This is a genomic window from Shewanella halotolerans (assembly GCF_019457535.1).
GTDB classification, from domain to species: Bacteria; Pseudomonadota; Gammaproteobacteria; order Enterobacterales; family Shewanellaceae; genus Shewanella; species Shewanella halotolerans.
Genome location: NZ_CP080417.1, coordinates 4,462,814 through 4,478,321, shown reverse-complemented (window position 1 = coordinate 4,478,321; position 15,508 = coordinate 4,462,814). Strand labels below are relative to the sequence as shown.

14 protein-coding genes are annotated in these 15,508 nt (G+C 56.9%); 9 read left to right on the top strand and 5 right to left on the bottom strand.

Annotated elements, in window-relative coordinates; translation table 11 throughout:
• Positions 1-2: 2 nt before the first annotated feature.
• Positions 3-710 carry an ABC transporter permease gene (locus K0H81_RS19360; protein ID WP_011867478.1) on the bottom strand — a complete coding sequence of 236 codons (708 nt, stop codon included), beginning with the start codon at positions 708-710 and terminating at the stop codon, positions 3-5.
• Positions 707-1,519 carry an ABC transporter substrate-binding protein gene (locus K0H81_RS19355; RefSeq protein WP_220059397.1) on the bottom strand — a complete coding sequence of 271 codons (813 nt, stop codon included), beginning with the start codon at positions 1,517-1,519 and terminating at the stop codon, positions 707-709. Before K0H81_RS19355 ends, K0H81_RS19360 begins: the two co-directional genes overlap by 4 nt.
• 231 nt (positions 1,520-1,750) lie before the next feature.
• Between K0H81_RS19355 and K0H81_RS19350 the strand changes: the two genes are divergently transcribed.
• Complete coding sequence (locus tag K0H81_RS19350; protein WP_011867476.1) at positions 1,751-3,181, top strand: sigma-54-dependent transcriptional regulator; 1,431 nt, start codon at positions 1,751-1,753, stop codon at positions 3,179-3,181.
• Between the two features lie 2 nt (positions 3,182-3,183).
• Positions 3,184-5,325, top strand: coding sequence for a sensor histidine kinase (locus K0H81_RS19345; RefSeq protein ID WP_220059396.1), 2,142 nt, complete (start codon positions 3,184-3,186; stop codon positions 5,323-5,325).
• Between the two features lie 272 nt (positions 5,326-5,597).
• Here the strand turns inward: K0H81_RS19345 and K0H81_RS19340 are convergent, their stop codons facing one another.
• A complete protein-coding gene (locus tag K0H81_RS19340) occupies positions 5,598-6,059 on the bottom strand; it encodes a GNAT family N-acetyltransferase (RefSeq protein ID WP_220059395.1) in 462 nt (153 codons plus the stop codon).
• A gap of 80 nt (positions 6,060-6,139) precedes the next feature.
• Positions 6,140-6,808 carry a 7-cyano-7-deazaguanine/7-aminomethyl-7-deazaguanine transporter gene (locus K0H81_RS19335; protein ID WP_220059394.1) on the bottom strand — a complete coding sequence of 223 codons (669 nt, stop codon included), beginning with the start codon at positions 6,806-6,808 and terminating at the stop codon, positions 6,140-6,142.
• 236 nt (positions 6,809-7,044) lie between these two features.
• Here K0H81_RS19335 and K0H81_RS19330 point away from each other — a divergent pair, with 236 nt between their 5' ends.
• Positions 7,045-7,800, top strand: a complete 756-nt coding sequence (locus K0H81_RS19330) for a transporter substrate-binding domain-containing protein (protein ID WP_220059393.1) — start codon at positions 7,045-7,047, stop codon at positions 7,798-7,800.
• 1 nt (position 7,801) lies between these two features.
• Here K0H81_RS19330 and K0H81_RS19325 read toward each other — a convergent pair whose 3' ends face one another.
• Positions 7,802-9,160 (bottom strand): isochorismate synthase, encoded by a 1,359-nt coding sequence (locus K0H81_RS19325; RefSeq protein WP_220059392.1) that lies wholly within the window; start codon positions 9,158-9,160, stop codon positions 7,802-7,804.
• Positions 9,161-9,549: 389 nt separating this feature from the next.
• Between K0H81_RS19325 and K0H81_RS19320 the strand changes: the two genes are divergently transcribed.
• Genes K0H81_RS19320 through K0H81_RS19295 form a run of 6 tightly spaced genes read left to right on the top strand, consistent with a single transcriptional unit; the run spans position 9,550 to position 15,377 of the window.
• Complete coding sequence (locus K0H81_RS19320; protein ID WP_220059391.1) at positions 9,550-11,781, top strand: TonB-dependent receptor; 2,232 nt, start codon at positions 9,550-9,552, stop codon at positions 11,779-11,781.
• A gap of 9 nt (positions 11,782-11,790) precedes the next feature.
• Positions 11,791-13,167: an ATP-binding cassette domain-containing protein gene (locus K0H81_RS19315; protein WP_220059390.1), complete on the top strand. Its 1,377-nt coding sequence runs from the start codon at positions 11,791-11,793 to the stop codon at positions 13,165-13,167.
• Entirely contained in the window at positions 13,157-13,828 is a 672-nt protein-coding gene (locus tag K0H81_RS19310) for an energy-coupling factor transporter transmembrane component T (RefSeq protein ID WP_258406337.1), read from the top strand. Before K0H81_RS19315 ends, K0H81_RS19310 begins: the two co-directional genes overlap by 11 nt.
• A gap of 14 nt (positions 13,829-13,842) precedes the next feature.
• Entirely contained in the window at positions 13,843-14,382 is a 540-nt protein-coding gene (locus K0H81_RS19305) for a core component of ECF transporter (protein ID WP_220059389.1), read from the top strand.
• Positions 14,383-14,402: 20 nt separating this feature from the next.
• The gene (locus K0H81_RS19300; RefSeq protein WP_220060900.1) at positions 14,403-15,140 is read left to right on the top strand and encodes a DNA-binding protein; all 738 of its coding nucleotides are present in this window, start codon (positions 14,403-14,405) and stop codon (positions 15,138-15,140) included.
• A 30-nt stretch (positions 15,141-15,170) separates the two neighbouring features.
• Positions 15,171-15,377 carry a hypothetical protein gene (locus K0H81_RS19295; protein WP_220059388.1) on the top strand — a complete coding sequence of 69 codons (207 nt, stop codon included), beginning with the start codon at positions 15,171-15,173 and terminating at the stop codon, positions 15,375-15,377.
• The last annotated feature ends 131 nt before the right edge of the window (positions 15,378-15,508 follow it).

Genomic DNA, 15,508 nt, shown 5'->3' with positions numbered 1-15,508 from the left:
GATTAAAGGCTCCTAGGTTCGGCTCTACCTCTGAGGGTGCCGAGCGTGAAGTTGAGCACTAAGGCCAGAATAAGCAGTACCAGTCCCAGGGCGATAGCCTGGGCGAAGTCGCCCTTACTGGTTTCCAGGGCGATGGCGGTGGGGATATTGCGGGTGACGCCGGCGATGTTGCCGCCCACCATCATGGAACAACCCACCTCGGTGAGAATGCGGCTAAAGGCCGCGACTATGGCCATCAATAGCGGTACTTTGAGTTCGCGGCACACCAGCCAGACGGAACGCAGCCAGGAGGCACCTAAGGTGCGTGAGGTTTCCCAGGCACGCTTGTCGACGCTGGTAAAGGCGGCCTGACTCATGGCGATTAACACGGGGGCGCAGATCATCATCTGTCCCAGTATCATGCCTTTCTGGGTAAATAGCCATTTTAGATCGCCCAGTGGGCCCATGCGGGTAAGCATCAGATAGACCAAGAGGCCGATCACCACTGTGGGGATAGATTGGGTCGTCTGTACCAGATTCGTTGCAAACCAGCGTCCGGGAAAACGGGCGAAGGCCAGCACGAAGCCCAGTATCATAGAGGGAATAAGGGTGATCGCCAGCGCAGCCAGAGAGACAGAAAAGGAGACGCTGACGATAGACCAAACATCGGGATCTAATGAAAACAGCAGGCTCAACGCCTGCTGTATTAGGGCTAACCAGCCTTCACTCATTCGCTATATGTTGCCTTAAATAGTTGCTCACCCTGTACGGTGTAGCTGTTAATCATGCCTTGGGCTTCGTTGCCGATCAGCCAGTCACTCAGCGCCTTAGCACCTTTGTGGTTAAGATCTGGGTATTTCTCAGGGTTGATCAACATGATTTGATAGGGGTTCGCCAGTGTCTTACCGCCATCATAGTCAACCGCGAGATCTAGCTTCGCCTTGTAGGCCACGAAAGTGCCGCGGTCAGATAGTGTGTAGGCTTGTAGCTCGTTGGCCATCAGCAGTGTCTTACCCATGCCTTGGCCCACGGCGCGGTAGCCGTTAAATGTTGGCTCGACCTTGGCGCCTTTCCAGATGATCAACTCTTTCATGTTGGTACCTGAGTTGTCACCGCGAGAGACGAAGCCCACGCCAGAGTCGGCTATTTTAGCAAAGGCCTCTTCGGCTGTCTTACTGCTACGGATCTTCGCTGGGTCATTTTTCGGGCCCAAGATCACAAAATCGTTTTCCATGATACCGCGTGGCATCATGCCATAGCCTTCATTAACGAATTTGGCTTCGGCAGCCGGAGCGTGAGTCATTACCACGTCCACGTCACCCTGACGAGCAAGTTTAAGTGCTTTACCCGTACCTGTGGCGATAACCTGAACCTTGTAGCCAGACTCCTGTTCAAACTTAGGCAGTAGGTGCTTGAGTAGGCCAGAGTTTTCTGTGCTGGTGGTGGTGGCCAGTTTAATGATCTCTTCTGCCTGGGCCGAGGTTAATGTTAGGGCACTGGCGACGATCGCTAGGCTGAGTATCGATTTTAGCTTTAGCATTTTTGCTCCTTGGCATCTGCTTGAGTGCGTGATGTTGCCGGTATCACGCCGATTGTGTGTAAATAACGACTCTGTTTCAGCAAAAACAGTGCCAAATCCATTATCTGTAAAAAAAGCTCACAAGTTGCCAACAAAGTGTGAAGCAGATCGCAAGCTCGGCAAATTGTCGCCAGACATAATGTCCCAGAGCGTGATTCTACTGGTTCAGGGTGACCAATTGGCCGAGGTTTGATGCTAGAATCTGTTCAATATGAGTCAAAATGTCCAAAAGAAGACAATATGAGCCAGCCTAATAAAGAGATGAAGCCCCTACCATCTGCCGTATCTGTGCTAATCGTCGACGATGAGCCGGGCATGCGCAGCTTCCTGAAGAAGGCGCTGTCGAAGAAGTTCGCCCTGGTGGAAACCGCCGGTAGCGTCGAAGATGCCGAGCAGCTCAGGAGCCGCTGTCACTTCGATCTGCTGATCGTCGATATTCGCCTGCCGGGTCGTTCCGGCATCGAGTGGGACGAGGCGCTGAGCGATCAGGAGCGGCGCTCAGACATCATCTTCATGACGGGCTATGCCGATATGGACGTGGCCATCAAGGCGCTGCGTGCCGGCGCCTCTGACTTTATTATGAAGCCCTTCCACCTGGAGCAGATGATGAAGGCGGTTGACCGCTGCATCGAACGTCGCCTGCTCAAGCGCGAAAACCTCATGCTGCGCCGCGAGGTCTCCATCGGTCAATCCTCCACCATCATAGGCAGCAGCGATGCCATGATGGAGGTGAAACATGTGATCGAGCGGGTGGCGCCCACCAACGCGGTGATCCTGATCGAAGGCGAATCAGGAACGGGTAAGGAGCTGGTGGCCAGACAGCTGCATCTGCTCAGCGGTCGTCAGGGGCCATTCGTGCCGGTCAACTGTGGCGCCATCGCCCCCGAGTTGCTGGAGAGTGAACTCTTCGGCCATGCCGCCGGTTCCTTCACCGGCGCCAAGGGCAACCGTGAAGGCCTGTTCAGCTTCGCCTCGGGCGGCACCATCTTCCTCGACGAGATAGGCGAGATGCCGCTCAAGATGCAGACGGCTCTGCTGAGGGTGCTGGAGCAGCGCACCATACGCCCCGTGGGCAGCGAGAAGGAGATCAATATCGATGTCCGGGTGCTGGCGGCCACCAACCGTAAGCTGGCGGATGAGGTTGAGGCCGGCAACTTCAGGCGTGATCTCTTCTATCGACTCAACGTATTAGACATAGTGATCCCACCGCTGCGGGAGCGCCCCGAAGATGTGGTGGAACTGACCCATCACTTCACCCGCCTATTGGCCGCCGAGCTGGGGGTTAAAGAGGTGGTGTGGAGCCACGAGGATATGCTCAAGCTGCAACAGCATGAGTGGCCGGGCAACATCCGCGAGCTGCGCAACATGATTGAGCGCTGTATTTTGCTGGGTAAGCCACCGGCGGAATATTGGAAACAGCAGCCTAAATCAGAGGCAACTGGCGAGCTGGGTTATCCGCTGGACTGGTCGCTCAAGGAAGTTGAGAAACACCATGTGACCTCGGTAGTCGACCTGCATCAGGGCAACAAGTCTGCCGCCGCGCGCGATCTCGGGGTTTCCCGTAAGACACTGGATCGTAAATATAAAGAGTGGTTCGAACTCAATCATCTCGAGGAAGAATAACAGTGTCTTTTTTCTCGCGTCTCTTTGGTGTCAACTGGCAGCAGCTGCAAGCCAAGGTGCGTTATCGCATCTTGATCCTCACCCTGCTGCCCATTTTGCTGACCTTGGTGAGCCTGGTGTTCATCACCATCTACTGGAATATCAGCTACACGGGCAAACAGCTCTTCATGAAGGTGAAGGCCGACCTTACCGTTGCCAGCAACACACTGATCTCTGTGCAGGAGAAGCAGGAAAATCAGCTCGAGCTGGTGCGCGCCTCCTGGGAGTTTCAAAACGAATTTCGCGATCTCGATACCGACAGCAAGGCCGCCAGATCTCAGCTGGCCGAGCTGCTCAAGCAAAAGCAGGCCGAGCTCGATCTGGACTTCCTCAGGCTGATCAGCGTCTCCGAGGCGGCCCAAGACCCGGATCTTAGGGTGATGCTGCCCAAGATACAGGACAATCAGCCCTTCTCGGGTTTAATGGTGTTGCAGCCCCAGCGTCTGGCCCGTTTGGCGCCCAACCTGGAGCAGGAGGCGGTGATCACCCTGGTGGATACCCCAAGATCCCAGAAGCCGAGCAAGGATGTGGAGAAGCGCGGCATGCTCAGCCGCAGCCTGCTGCCGATCCTGGGCAGCGATGGCACAGTGGGCTGGTATCTGGACGGCGGCATCTTGCTTAATCGCGACATTCGCATCGTGGACCATATTCGTGACCTGGTTTATGACAAGGGTACGCTGCCGGAGCGCTCCATCGGCACGGTAACCATCTTCCTCGACAACACTCGCATCAGCACTAACGTGCCGCTGAACTTCTTCCCCCAGGACAGCGAGAAGCGCGGCCGAGCCCTGGGTAGTCTGGTGTCGGAAGAGGTAAGGCAGAAGGTGTTGGTGCAGGGGCTGCTGTGGGTCGACCGCGCCTTCGTCTACAACGACTGGTTTATCTCCGCCTATGCACCGCTCAAGGATATTCGCGGTGAGCGTATCGGCATGATCTACACCGGATTTTCCGAATCTCCCTTTATTCATAACTACCTGCTGAACATCATAGAGCTGGGGACTATCCTCATGTTGGTGCTGCTTGTCTCTGGCCTGCTGGTTTACCGCGGCGCCTACAGCCTGCTACAGCCGATCGAGCGTATTCACCATGTGGTAAAGGCGGTGCAATCGGGGCGTAACCTGAGAATCGGATCCTTGGGGCTGGAGCGCGACAACGAGCTGGCGAATCTGGCCGAGCAGTTCGACCGCATGCTGGACCTGTTGCAGCGACGCAACTCGCAGATCCAGGCGGCGGCAGAGCAGCTTGAGGTCAAGGTCGAGGAACGTACCCGCAGCCTGCAGGAGAAGACAGAGGAGCTACAGCGTAACGTGGCCCTGCTGAACGAGACCCGCCAGCAGCTAGTGACCAACGAGAAGTTGACCGCCCTGGGTGAGTTGACGGCAGGTATCGCCCATGAGATCAACAACCCCACGGCGGTTATCTTGGGTAACATGGAGCTGCTGAAGTCTGAGCTAGGCGACAAGGCCGAGGATGTCGAGGAAGAGATAGATATCGTCATCGAGCAGGTGGGGCGTATCAGCACCATCATTCGCAGCCTGTTGCAATACAGCCGTCCGGGCGAGTTCAACGCGCCGCTGGAGATGCATCAGCTCACGCCGATCGTCGAGGAGATGGCTATCCTGGTGCGTCACTCCATCAAGAAGCAGGAGGTGGTGCTGATCCAGGATCTCAACGCCAGTTATCCTATCGAGGTGAATCGTCCTCAGCTATTACAGGTGTTGATCAACCTGGTGGTCAACGCCGCCCACGCCATGGATGGACAGGGACGCATCTGGATCCGCACCTACGACTGGGTGCAGGGCGGAGAGCCTATAGGGGTCAAGATAGAGGTGGAAGATGAGGGTAAGGGGATCCCCGAGGAGCAACTGGGGCGCATCTTCGATCCTTTCTACACCACGCGTCAGGACGGTACCGGACTGGGGCTTTCCTTGAGCTATGGCATCATCAAGCGTATCGGCGGCACCATAGAGGTCAGTTCCACGGTCGGTAAGGGCACCCTGTTTACCATAGGCCTGTACCACAAGGCGATCGACGATCAGTTCAATCCGCCCTACGAGGGGCTGCATTTCTCCAGTGCGCTGGATAAGAAGGCGCGAGAGGCCTAGTGATTGGTAAGGCTTAGTGATTGGTGAGGTTTAGGGATTCGTAAAGATTCCCTGGGCAGCTCGGTAAGCTTGGGCTTCAGATAAAAAAAGAGCCGGAATACTAATATTCCGGCCACAAAGAGTGTGTGAGCAATGTTGTGCTTGCGAACTCATCATAGTAAGCAGAGATGAAGTGCTTAAAACAGACTGAGTTTTGGAACGCACCTAAATAGTAATAATTATCATTTAGGTTTGCAAGCTTTTATCGTGTAAAGATTCACGATCAACATGCTTTAGTTCAGTAATTTGTTTAAAACCAACTTGTTATCATCGATATTGGCCGCGATATTTTCCAAGCCGGCTATTTTATAACCCTGTTGGATTAGCAGCTGTAACATGCTGGCGAAGCGGTTATAGGTCTTCACCGCCAGGGTGTTGAAGCCTTGGGTCTTGGCCCAGCGCTCCTGATCTTGCATCAATGCCTTGGCCAGTCCCAGCTGACGAAACTCAGGCAGAATGGCGCCCAGCCAGCTGTAGAACTCACCATTGGTCTCGCCATAGCCTATCTTGTAGCCCGCCAACTCGCCCTCGATGCGGATCAGCTGTACCAGAAAGGTTTTGCCGCTGAGGCGCGCTTGATAGTCTTCAGCCCGATGACGGCCGTCGAATTCGGGCACCTCCTGGCTTAGGCCAATCAGAGTGTCGATGAGCTCATCGCTCAGCTGGGTGTGATGCTCGATACTTGTGGTGTACATCTTGGCTCTCCAAAGTTTGTCGCTAGCAAGGCGGCACTGGTGAAAATTTGAGTGCCGCGATGATAGTACAAATCAACTGGTCAGGCCAGTTCGCTTTGCGATTTTGTCTGGCCTTCTCGCAAAATTCGCTCCTGCAATACCCTGAGCAAGACGCCGTAGGCGGGCAGAAAGAGGCCCAGGCTGACGATCAGCTTAAAGCCGTAATCGACGCTGGCGATCTCCATCCAGTGCTCGGCCATGAAGGGATCACTCGAGGCATAGAAGGCCACGCTGAAGAACACCAGGGTGTCGATAAGGTTGCCTATAACCGTCGAAGCTGCAGGTGCTACCCACCAGGCCTTGGCCTGTCTTAGGCGGGCGAACACGGTAATGTCCATCAGCTGGCCCACCAGATAGGCGGCGAAGCTGGCGAAGGCGATACGAAACACGAAGTTGTTGAACTGCGCCAAGGCGTCGCCACCCTGAAAGCTGCCCTGATGGAAGAGCACGCCGATCAGATAGGAGATCAGCAGCGCAGGTATCATGGCCCTGAGGATGATCTTACGCGCCGACTGCTGGCCGAAGATTCTCACCGTCAGATCTGTGGCCAGATAGACGAAGGGAAAGCTAAAGGCGCCCCAGGTGGTATGAAAACCAAATAGCTGAAAGGGTAGCTGAACCAAGTAGTTACTTGCTGTGATAATGGCAATATGAAAGCTGACGAGCAGCAGTAGCGCACGCTGAATCTGCGCTTGGGATAACATTAACATCTTGTGGCCTTTTTAGTGGGTTAACGCGGGGTGAGGGAACCCGCTTAGAAACTGGATAAGGCTTATGCCTCGGTTAGCCGTCTCCAGGGTTGGCCCGGGAGACAGGGCGGCAAATTATAGTCATTAAGACCAAATGAGCAAGGATTTTGCGCCGTTTTCTCTGCCCAGCTCCCGCCTGGACCACATAAAGAGACTACACTTGGTGGACTATCACCATGATTTCGAGGAGGGGGCCGATGAGATCTTGGCGTTATCTTGTGGTCATCTTGTGCGCCTGCCTGTTAGTGAGTACGCCCAGGCGCGCCGCATCCGAAGAGGTGGAAGAGATCACTGTCGTGACCGGCAACTGGCCCGGTTACAGCACGCCCGATGGCAAGGGCTATTATCTCGCGCTGCTGCAAAGCGCCTTTCCCGCCCCCAAGTGGAAACTCTCGATAGATTTCGTGCCTTTCTCCCGCGCCCTCTACATGGTGCAACAACAAAAGGTCGATGTGGGGCTGGGCTTCTATATCGACGAAGTCAAACCCGACTATTACTGCGACCTGCCGGTGGAGGTGGATCAGGTGGACGCGGCCCTCACCCCAGAGCTGGCGGCCATCTGGCAGGATATCAACAGCCTGAAAAAGAAGAAGGTGAAGGCGTTGCTGGAGTATCGCTACGACACCTTTATCAAGGTGCCCATGTATTACGAGGAGGGCAGCGATCTGCTGCAGATGCTCAATCATGTCAACAACGGCAAGATAGACGCCGTGCTCGACTACAAGCGTTCCCTGCAGGGACTCGCCAGCCAGCTAAATCGGCCACAGCAATATGTGATCAAGGAAAACGTGTTGAATCCAGAGGTGTTTTTCGTCTTTCCTCAGACACCTAAGGGCAAGCGTCTGAAGGCGATCTTCAATGGCGCCATGGCGCGCATGGCCGAGAGTGGCGAGCTGGATAGGCTGTTTCAGGCCAACATCAGCTATCGCGTCCGGGTGCCACTACCCAATTAAATTACACTTCGGTCAGAATAGACATTATGGTCTTGAGCTTATTCTCCAGCTCGTTCCATTCCGCCTCGGCCTCAGAGCCCGAGACGATGCCCGCACCGGCAAACAGATTGATGCGCCCGGGTTCGATCAGCGCACTACGAATCGCCACCGCAAACTCGCTCTCATACTTGTTGAAGTAGCCACAGGCACCGGCATACCAGCCACGGGTGTAGCCTTCTCGCTGGCGAATAAAGTTGATGGCCGAAGCCTTTGGCAGGCCGCCCACGGCAGGGGTGGGGTGCAGGGCCTGCAGGATCTGAAAATCGTTCACCCCAGGCTTGAGTTCTGCGCGAATGGCTCTGTGTAGATGCTGGATGTGGCTCAGCTTAAACACCTTGGCCAGCTCGTCGGCGCCCACATAGTTGCTCAGTGGGGTCAGGGCATCGACGATATGTTCGCGTACCAGCTGGTTCTCATGGCTGTTCTTGGTGTCGTCCAGCAACTGCTGCGCCAGCATGGCATCTTCGGCCTCGTTGAGTCCGCGTGTGGTGGTGCCCGCTAAGGCCTCGGTAAATACCTCGCGCTGGCGACGTCGGTAGAGACGCTCCGGCGTGCAGGAGATAAAGGCGCTGTCTGGGCTGAATTGAAAGCCAAATTGAAAACTGTTCTGATTGCGACCCTGCCAGCTGGCCAGCAGCATCCAGGGATCCACCTTTTCGTTCACCTCGAGTTGCGTCAGACGGGACAGCACAACCTTAGGCGTGTCCTGAATAAACCTGTCATGGGTGACCTGGTTGACCAGCTCGTGCCAGCGCAGCTTGTTGGGACGGTCGCTGCGACTCAGCAGCTGGATCTTGTTCGGTGGCGCCAGCGGCTTGGGTGGTACAAGGGCGGCGAGGGCCTGCTGTGCCAGGTTACGCTCCTGCTCGATATCGCCGGATTCGACATTGAGGTTGACCAGCAGCTTGTATTCATCGCCACTGCGTCTCAGCTCGACCCTGGGCAGGATGAAATGGGCGCGGCCATACTCGGGCCAGCACTCGGTATGACGATCGAAGGCGACGCCGCCGTAGTAGCGTATCTCCTGATTGGTCGAGAGTGATCTCTGGGTCTGATAGGCCTGAGAAAGCTGGTTGTCGTCTACCGCATCTTCGAAGATGAAATCTTTACAGCACCCCAGGGCGGCGACCTCTTCCTGGGTGTCGCGGCCATGCCAGTAGATCCTGGGATAGCAAGGTTGGCTGGCGATCCAGGCGATCATCGGCATAACGCAGGCCGTCACCGACAACTGAATGATCGGCTCACCCTGGGGGTGTATGTCGAGTTTTTCGAGTTTGCGGGATAGGGATTGTATGGCCTGTGGCAGCGAGGAAACGCTCAAGAAATACTCCAACCTGGTAAAAAGTGCGTGAGTTTGAGGGCGGGTTAAGGACATCAAACGCGGCGAATGTGAGACTTATCTGAATTGGTAATAAGAATCTTTACCACAAACTAATGTGCCGACTGTTAGCTGTCAAGTTACAGGCGGTTAAGCTGTGAGCTTGTCCAAGAAAAGAGAGATTTGTCAGTTTTTTCGGAAGCATTTCAAGCCTGTGTATTTTTGTCTAATCAAGGTTTTACGCTGGACAAAATGTCCCTTGTCTATCGTCGTTACCGCGGCATTTGTTCAAATTTGTCGATCTGGGTTTGTTTTTGGTTTTCGTTAGCTTGTTGCTACAGGTGTAAGCCGGAAGAATGACGGCCATAGGGAAATGACACAGCGATGAAAGCATGAAAAACAAACCAATCAGTCTCAAATTATCACTCGTGGCCGCCGCGGTTGCCGCCAGCCCTCTGGTCATGGCCGAGGAAGTCAAACACGAGCCCATTTTAGATGTGGCCGAAGTCATAGTGGTGACCGGCGAGAAGCCGACGCCGCTGCAACAGACCACAAGTAGCTGGACCATAGGCGCGGATGAAATTCAGGCCATGGGTGCCCAGAGCCTGGATCAGGTGCTAAAGAATGCCCCCGGCGTCTATGTGCGTACCGGTGGTCAGGGAACGCCCAGGGTCGATGTGCGCGGCTTTAAGGCCAGACACGTTATCTATCTGATCAACGGCGTGCCCGCCAATGGCGCCGAAGATGGTCAGTTCGATCCTAGCGTGGTACCCGCCAGCCAGATCGCCTCGGTCACCGTCTCCATGGGGCCAACCTCTGTGCTCTATGGTCCGGGCGGCGCCGGTGGTGTGATTAACATCCGCACTAAGCAGGGCGCCGACGTGCCCGGCTTCTCCGGCCATATTGAGGGCGGCGAAAATGATACCTTCAACGGCGACGTGACAGTGGCGGGTTCGGGCGAACGTTGGCAGGGACTGGTGTCGCTGTCGCGTCAGCAGATAGACGGCTGGCCCGTGTCTGGCGATCAGCCGGATACCGAGGTGCAGCAGGGCGATACCCGCTTCAACAGCGATAAGACGATCAACAACCTGTTTGCCCAGGGCAGCTACTGGCTGTCGGACGATACCCAACTGATGGCAAACCTCAGCCTGCGTAGCGGCGAGTGGGGCAAGCCCGCCGTCGATGGCACCACCTCTGGAAAGGCCAAGTTTGAACGCGTCGACGACTACGATGCTCATACGGTGCAACTGGGCCTGGCCCATAGATTCAACGAACTACTGACCCTGAGGGGCTTCATCTATCAGAATCAGTCTGACGTGCTGGAAAACCGTTATCTGGATGACAGCTTCGCCGGCCTGCAGCAGAGCCTGGACGGCCGCTCTGTGGTCAGCGGCGGTAACCTGCAGCTGATCGCCGATTTCGATAAGGGTCACCTGCTGACCGGTGCCCTGATCGCAGAGCATCAGAGCTGGGAGTCGGAGAGTAATCAGGTAGATACCGACACTACTGGTTCTGGAAGTGGCACAGGAAGTGGCACCGGCAGTGGTTCAGGAAGTGGCTCAGGTACTGGCTCTGGCAGCGGATCTGGAACAGGAACTGGAGGTGGTTCGGGCTCAGGTACTGGGGGCGGATCAGGCTCGGGATCGGGAACCGGTAGCGGTTCGGGTTCAGGCAGTGGAACTGGTTCGGGTAGCGGATCTGGCACAGGTGGCGGTTCTGGCTCAGGAACCGGCGGTGGTAATGGCTCTGGTACTGGCGGTGGTAATGGCTCTGGCGGCGCCGAGTCATTCGACGATTCGTCCTGGCTCTACACCCTGGCGGCGGAATATCAGTATCAACAGGATAGTATCGGTGCCAGCCTAGGCGGCGCCCTACATGAGCAGCAACGTGTGCGCGAAGATGAGTCCGACTACTCGGCGCAGGCTTCTGCCTACTGGCAGGCCGCCGAAGCGACTCGCCTCAATCTGGGTGTGGCCCGTAAGGTGCGTTTCCCATCGATGCGCAACCTCTACTCACTCTCGTCGGGTAACCAAGATCTGCAATCCGAGACCTCTAAACACCTGGAGCTGAGTCTGGCACAGGGGCTGGGTAGCAACACAGATCTGAGCCTGGCGGCCTACTACACGGATGCAGACAACTATATCGCCAAGGATGTCGATGGCATCTATCAGAACATGGGCCGCTATCAGTTCAAGGGGGTCGACTTCCTGGTGCGTGATCAGAGTATCGATAACCTGTCGCTGAGCTTTGGCTACAGCTTCCTCGATAGCGAAGACAAGGATGCGGCGCCGGGGCTAGATACCTTAGAGTATCGTCCGCGTCATCAATTCAGGCTACAGGCGGATTACGAGTTTAGCTTTGCGACCCGCATCAATCTGAATATCGAGCACATCATGGGCCAGGTGTACCACACCGAAGAGAAGGTGGCCGGTCAGAAACAGCTGGTGGAGAAGTCGCTGGATGACTACACACTGGTGGATCTCAAGTTGAGCCAGCCTATCGCGGGTGACGCCCTGTCTGTCTACCTCAGAGCCACTAACCTGCTCGATGAGCGTTACTATCAGAGCGAGGGGCTGCCTCAGGCGGGTCGTCAGTTGTTCCTGGGCGTGAACTGGCAGCTATAGGCATAAACCATGGCCCTGGTGCGACTTAGTCAGATCCATTTTAACTTCCAGACAGCGGCGCAGCCGCTGTTTGAGGATCTTAATCTGACCATAGCGGCCGGCGAGTGTCACCTGATCCACGGCTACACCGGCTGTGGTAAGTCGACTCTGCTCAAGCTGCTGCTGGGGATCCTGGAGCGTCCCTGGGAGGGGGAGCGTGAGATCGCCGAGGGGGCTACCCTGGGCGTGGTGATGCAGGACCCCAATGTGCAGCTGCTGCGCCAGACCCTGGGGGCCGAGGTGGCCTTCGCCCTGGAAAACTTAGGGGTCGCCAGCAATGAGATGCTGGTGCAGGTGCGCTCGGCCCTAAGACGGGTCGGCCTCTATATCAGCCTGGATACGCCCATCGCCAGCCTCTCGCTGGGTCAGCGCTATCGCCTGATGATCGCCGCCCAGCTGGTGCTCGAGCCGGACCTCTTGCTGCTCGACGAGCCCTGGGCGCAGCTGGACGATCAGGGGGTAGCTGAGTTGTCGGCCGTGCTCAACCAGCTCAAGCAGCAGGGCGTGGCCCTGTTGATCGTCGAGCATCACAGAGGTGTCTTCAGCGATCTGGTCACCCACAGATGGCAGCTCAGTCAGGGTCAGTTGCAGGCGTTAGCGCCGGCGGAGTGTGAAGCGACTGCGGAGCAGGTAAGTTGGCGCGAGTCGCCGGCCTGGCCGCAGGGCAGCGCCGTCATCGACAGTCATGGCTTTACCTTAGCGTTTCGTGAGCGCCAGAAGCTGTTCGACGCCGACTCCCTGCTGCTCTTCCCCGGTGAGATTGCCGCCCTGGTGGGCGACAACGGCTGCGGCAAGAGTACCCTGCTCAAGAGTCTGGCCGGTATTCAGGCGGATATCGATCCCTTGGGCATCAAGGTGTTTGGCAAGAAGCCCAAGTTGGGACGCTTCGGCGCCGACCTGGCCTTGCTGCACCAGCGGCCGAGTCGACAGCTGTTTGAAAATACGGTTATCGAGGAGATGCAGTTTAGCCTCAAGCGTTTCGGCCTGCCGCTGGAGCGGGCCATCGAACTCCTGGGGCAACTTGGGTTGACTACATTGGCGCGGCACTCGCCTCATACGCTCTCCTACGGTCAGCAGCATCTGATCGCCCTGGCGTCGCTCGCCTGTCTTAGGCCCAAACTACTGCTGCTGGATGACCCCTTCGCTGGGCTGGACGAGCATTTTACCGACAAGATAGTGGCGCTGCTGATGGAGCTGAGCCGTCGGGGCACAGCCCTGGTGATCGCCAGTCACAGGCCGATTGCGGCGCTGCCGGTGGATCGCCTCTGGCGGGTGGTGGATGGGCGTCTCGAGACCCTCTCTGCCTCGCTGGGGGCCTCGCCACAGGCGTATTCTCGTGTGGGCTAGACGCGGCGTACGTGCGCCTGGAGTGCGCCGTGCTAAACGCCACTTCGCGGTTAACGACACCCGCTGGTGCGCGCTCGCTATCTTGCTCGCACTGGGGCTCTCCAGCTGCGCCTTCCTGTTGCCCCAGTCATGGCTGCATTACCTGGGGCTGGCGAACTTGCTGTTACTGATACAGGGGCGTTACCTGGGCGGGCGACTCAGGGGGCTGCTGGTGATCTTCACCAGTCAGTTGGCGATCACTAGCCTGCTCTATCTGCTGCTGCACGGGCTCGAGCGTCTGCCCGAGGGGATTATCGCCGTGTGCCGCATCTTGATGGCCATGATCCCCGGCTGGTGGCTGTCGGTGGCCTGCTCGCCCCAGCGTATCGGCGAGGTACTCAGCTTCTGTCTGCCCCACAAGTGGGCCTTCGTGCTGGCCGCCTGTTTCGGCATCTTGCCTTACTTAGGGCAGGAGACGCGGGAGATCTATCAGATGCAGGTGATGCGCGGCGCCAACATTCGCCTCAAGTCGTTGTGGCGACTCAAGCATTGGCGCGAGCTGATCTACTGCGTGCTCTATCCGCTGCTGATCCAGCTGTTAAAACTATCCAAGCAGATGGCCACCGCGGCCAGGCTGCGCCAGTTTGGTCGTCATCCCAAGCCGACCCACTGGCCCTATTAGTGAGAACCAAGCGTATGAACAATAAAGGATTCAACCTAAATGACGCCCTGTTTATCGGCTTCTGTGCCACCCTGCTGGTGGCGCTGAAGGGGATGCTGAGGCTAAAACTAGGGCTGTCGGGACATTCCATGTTCCTGATGAGCTTCTTCTATTTAATTTGCTATGGCGCCGTGGGTAAACGCGGTGCCATCAGCCTGTGTGGCCTGCTGGCGGGGATGATGGCCATGACCCTGGGCGTGGGCAAGGGCGGTCCCTTGCTGCTGATCAAGTTTGGCCTGCCAGCCATCACCATGGATATCTGCCTGCTGCTACTGCCCAGCCTGCTGGCGCTCAAGTGGCGCTGCATCATACTGGCGCTGGTGGGCACCCTGGCCTGGGCCAGCAAGGGGCTGATCGAGGGGCTTCTGGCGGGGATGAGCACGCAAGTGGTGGCGCTACAGTTCGGTAAGAGCCTGCTGTTTGGCAGCTTCTTCGCCCTGTTGGCGGCCATGTTGGTGCCGCCCGTACTGGAGCGACTGCGCAGCCACGATCTAATTGATAGAGAGGAGATATAAGCATGGTGAGAGCATCTGGGTTGAGATCTTGGTTGGTGTGCATCGACGATACCGACGATATCGGCACCAAGGGAACCGGGGAGATCGCCGAGGAGATAGCGCATCTGCTGAGCGACAACCACCTGAGCCGCTGCGCCTTCGTGACTAGGCATCAGCTCTATGTGCACCCGGATATTCCCTACACCTCACACAACAGCGCCATGTGTTTTCAGGTGCGCACCGCTAAGTCTCAGAATGAGATCTTAGAGATAGCCGTGGCCCATCTGCGTAGCGAGAGCGCCGCGGCCGCAGACCCCGGCATCGCCCTGCTGGATCTGCAGCATGCATGCGATCGTGAGGCGCTCATCGCCTTCGGCGAGCAGGCTAAGGAGGAGGTAAAGACCAAGGCGCAAGCCTACGCCCTGGCCGAGCAGCTTGGCATACATCTGAGCGAACATGGCGGCACTGGGCAGGGGATCATAGGGGCCCTCGCGGGGCTGGGGCTTAGGTTGCAGGGCAACGATGGTCGTATCAAGGGGCAGTTTAACCTGCCCGGCCTAGAGGCGGGTGAGGTGTCACTCTCGGTTGGTGAGGTGATCGAGCTGACCGGGGTCGACCGTGTGCTCAGCGATTGCGGCGAGCAGCTCTGCTTCAAGACGCCCCTCTATCTGTCTGGCAAGGTCAAGGCCGTTTATCGGGATCATCAGGTCTCTCTACTGGTGTATGAGGAGCAGGGCCGCTGGCGCAACGCCCTCAAGCAGCAGCTGAAACACTATTAACGGCCCACTGCTAAATCGATGAGGAATAGCATGCAGCAAGCATTTGAACTACGCCAGGGGCGCTGGCAACTGACCCTTGCGGAGGAAGATTACGGCACCTCGCGGCAACTGGCGGCTGGGTGCGACGGCTTCATCGCCGACGATGAAGATGAGCAGGTGGATGATATCGAGCGTTCCTGCGTCAATTGTGCCCGCCGTCGTTGGTTGATCGACGCCATCGAGTGTACCTTCTTGTAGCAGTATATTAGTCTTTACTTTACAAAAACTTGCCTCATTTTCGGTGGCTGGCAAATAGGGATGAATCGGCCTTCAGCCTGAAACTATCCTCGCCGGCCTCTGGCGTTCTGCCGCGCCCAGGCATACTATAA

What these genes read in the sequence shown, in the direction of transcription:
- K0H81_RS19360 (WP_011867478.1), bottom strand. Translation starts at nt 710, where the DNA reads ATGAGTGAAGGCTGGTTAGCCCTAATACAGCAGGCGTTGAGCCTGCTG.
- K0H81_RS19355 (WP_220059397.1), bottom strand. Translation starts at nt 1,519, where the DNA reads ATGCTAAAGCTAAAATCGATACTCAGCCTAGCGATCGTCGCCAGTGCC.
- K0H81_RS19350 (WP_011867476.1), top strand. Translation starts at nt 1,751, where the DNA reads ATGCTAGAATCTGTTCAATATGAGTCAAAATGTCCAAAAGAAGACAAT.
- K0H81_RS19340 (WP_220059395.1), bottom strand. Translation starts at nt 6,059, where the DNA reads ATGTACACCACAAGTATCGAGCATCACACCCAGCTGAGCGATGAGCTC.
- K0H81_RS19335 (WP_220059394.1), bottom strand. Translation starts at nt 6,808, where the DNA reads ATGTTAATGTTATCCCAAGCGCAGATTCAGCGTGCGCTACTGCTGCTC.
- K0H81_RS19330 (WP_220059393.1), top strand. Translation starts at nt 7,045, where the DNA reads ATGAGATCTTGGCGTTATCTTGTGGTCATCTTGTGCGCCTGCCTGTTA.
- K0H81_RS19320 (WP_220059391.1), top strand. Translation starts at nt 9,550, where the DNA reads ATGAAAAACAAACCAATCAGTCTCAAATTATCACTCGTGGCCGCCGCG.
- K0H81_RS19315 (WP_220059390.1), top strand. Translation starts at nt 11,791, where the DNA reads ATGGCCCTGGTGCGACTTAGTCAGATCCATTTTAACTTCCAGACAGCG.
- K0H81_RS19305 (WP_220059389.1), top strand. Translation starts at nt 13,843, where the DNA reads ATGAACAATAAAGGATTCAACCTAAATGACGCCCTGTTTATCGGCTTC.
- K0H81_RS19295 (WP_220059388.1), top strand. Translation starts at nt 15,171, where the DNA reads ATGCAGCAAGCATTTGAACTACGCCAGGGGCGCTGGCAACTGACCCTT.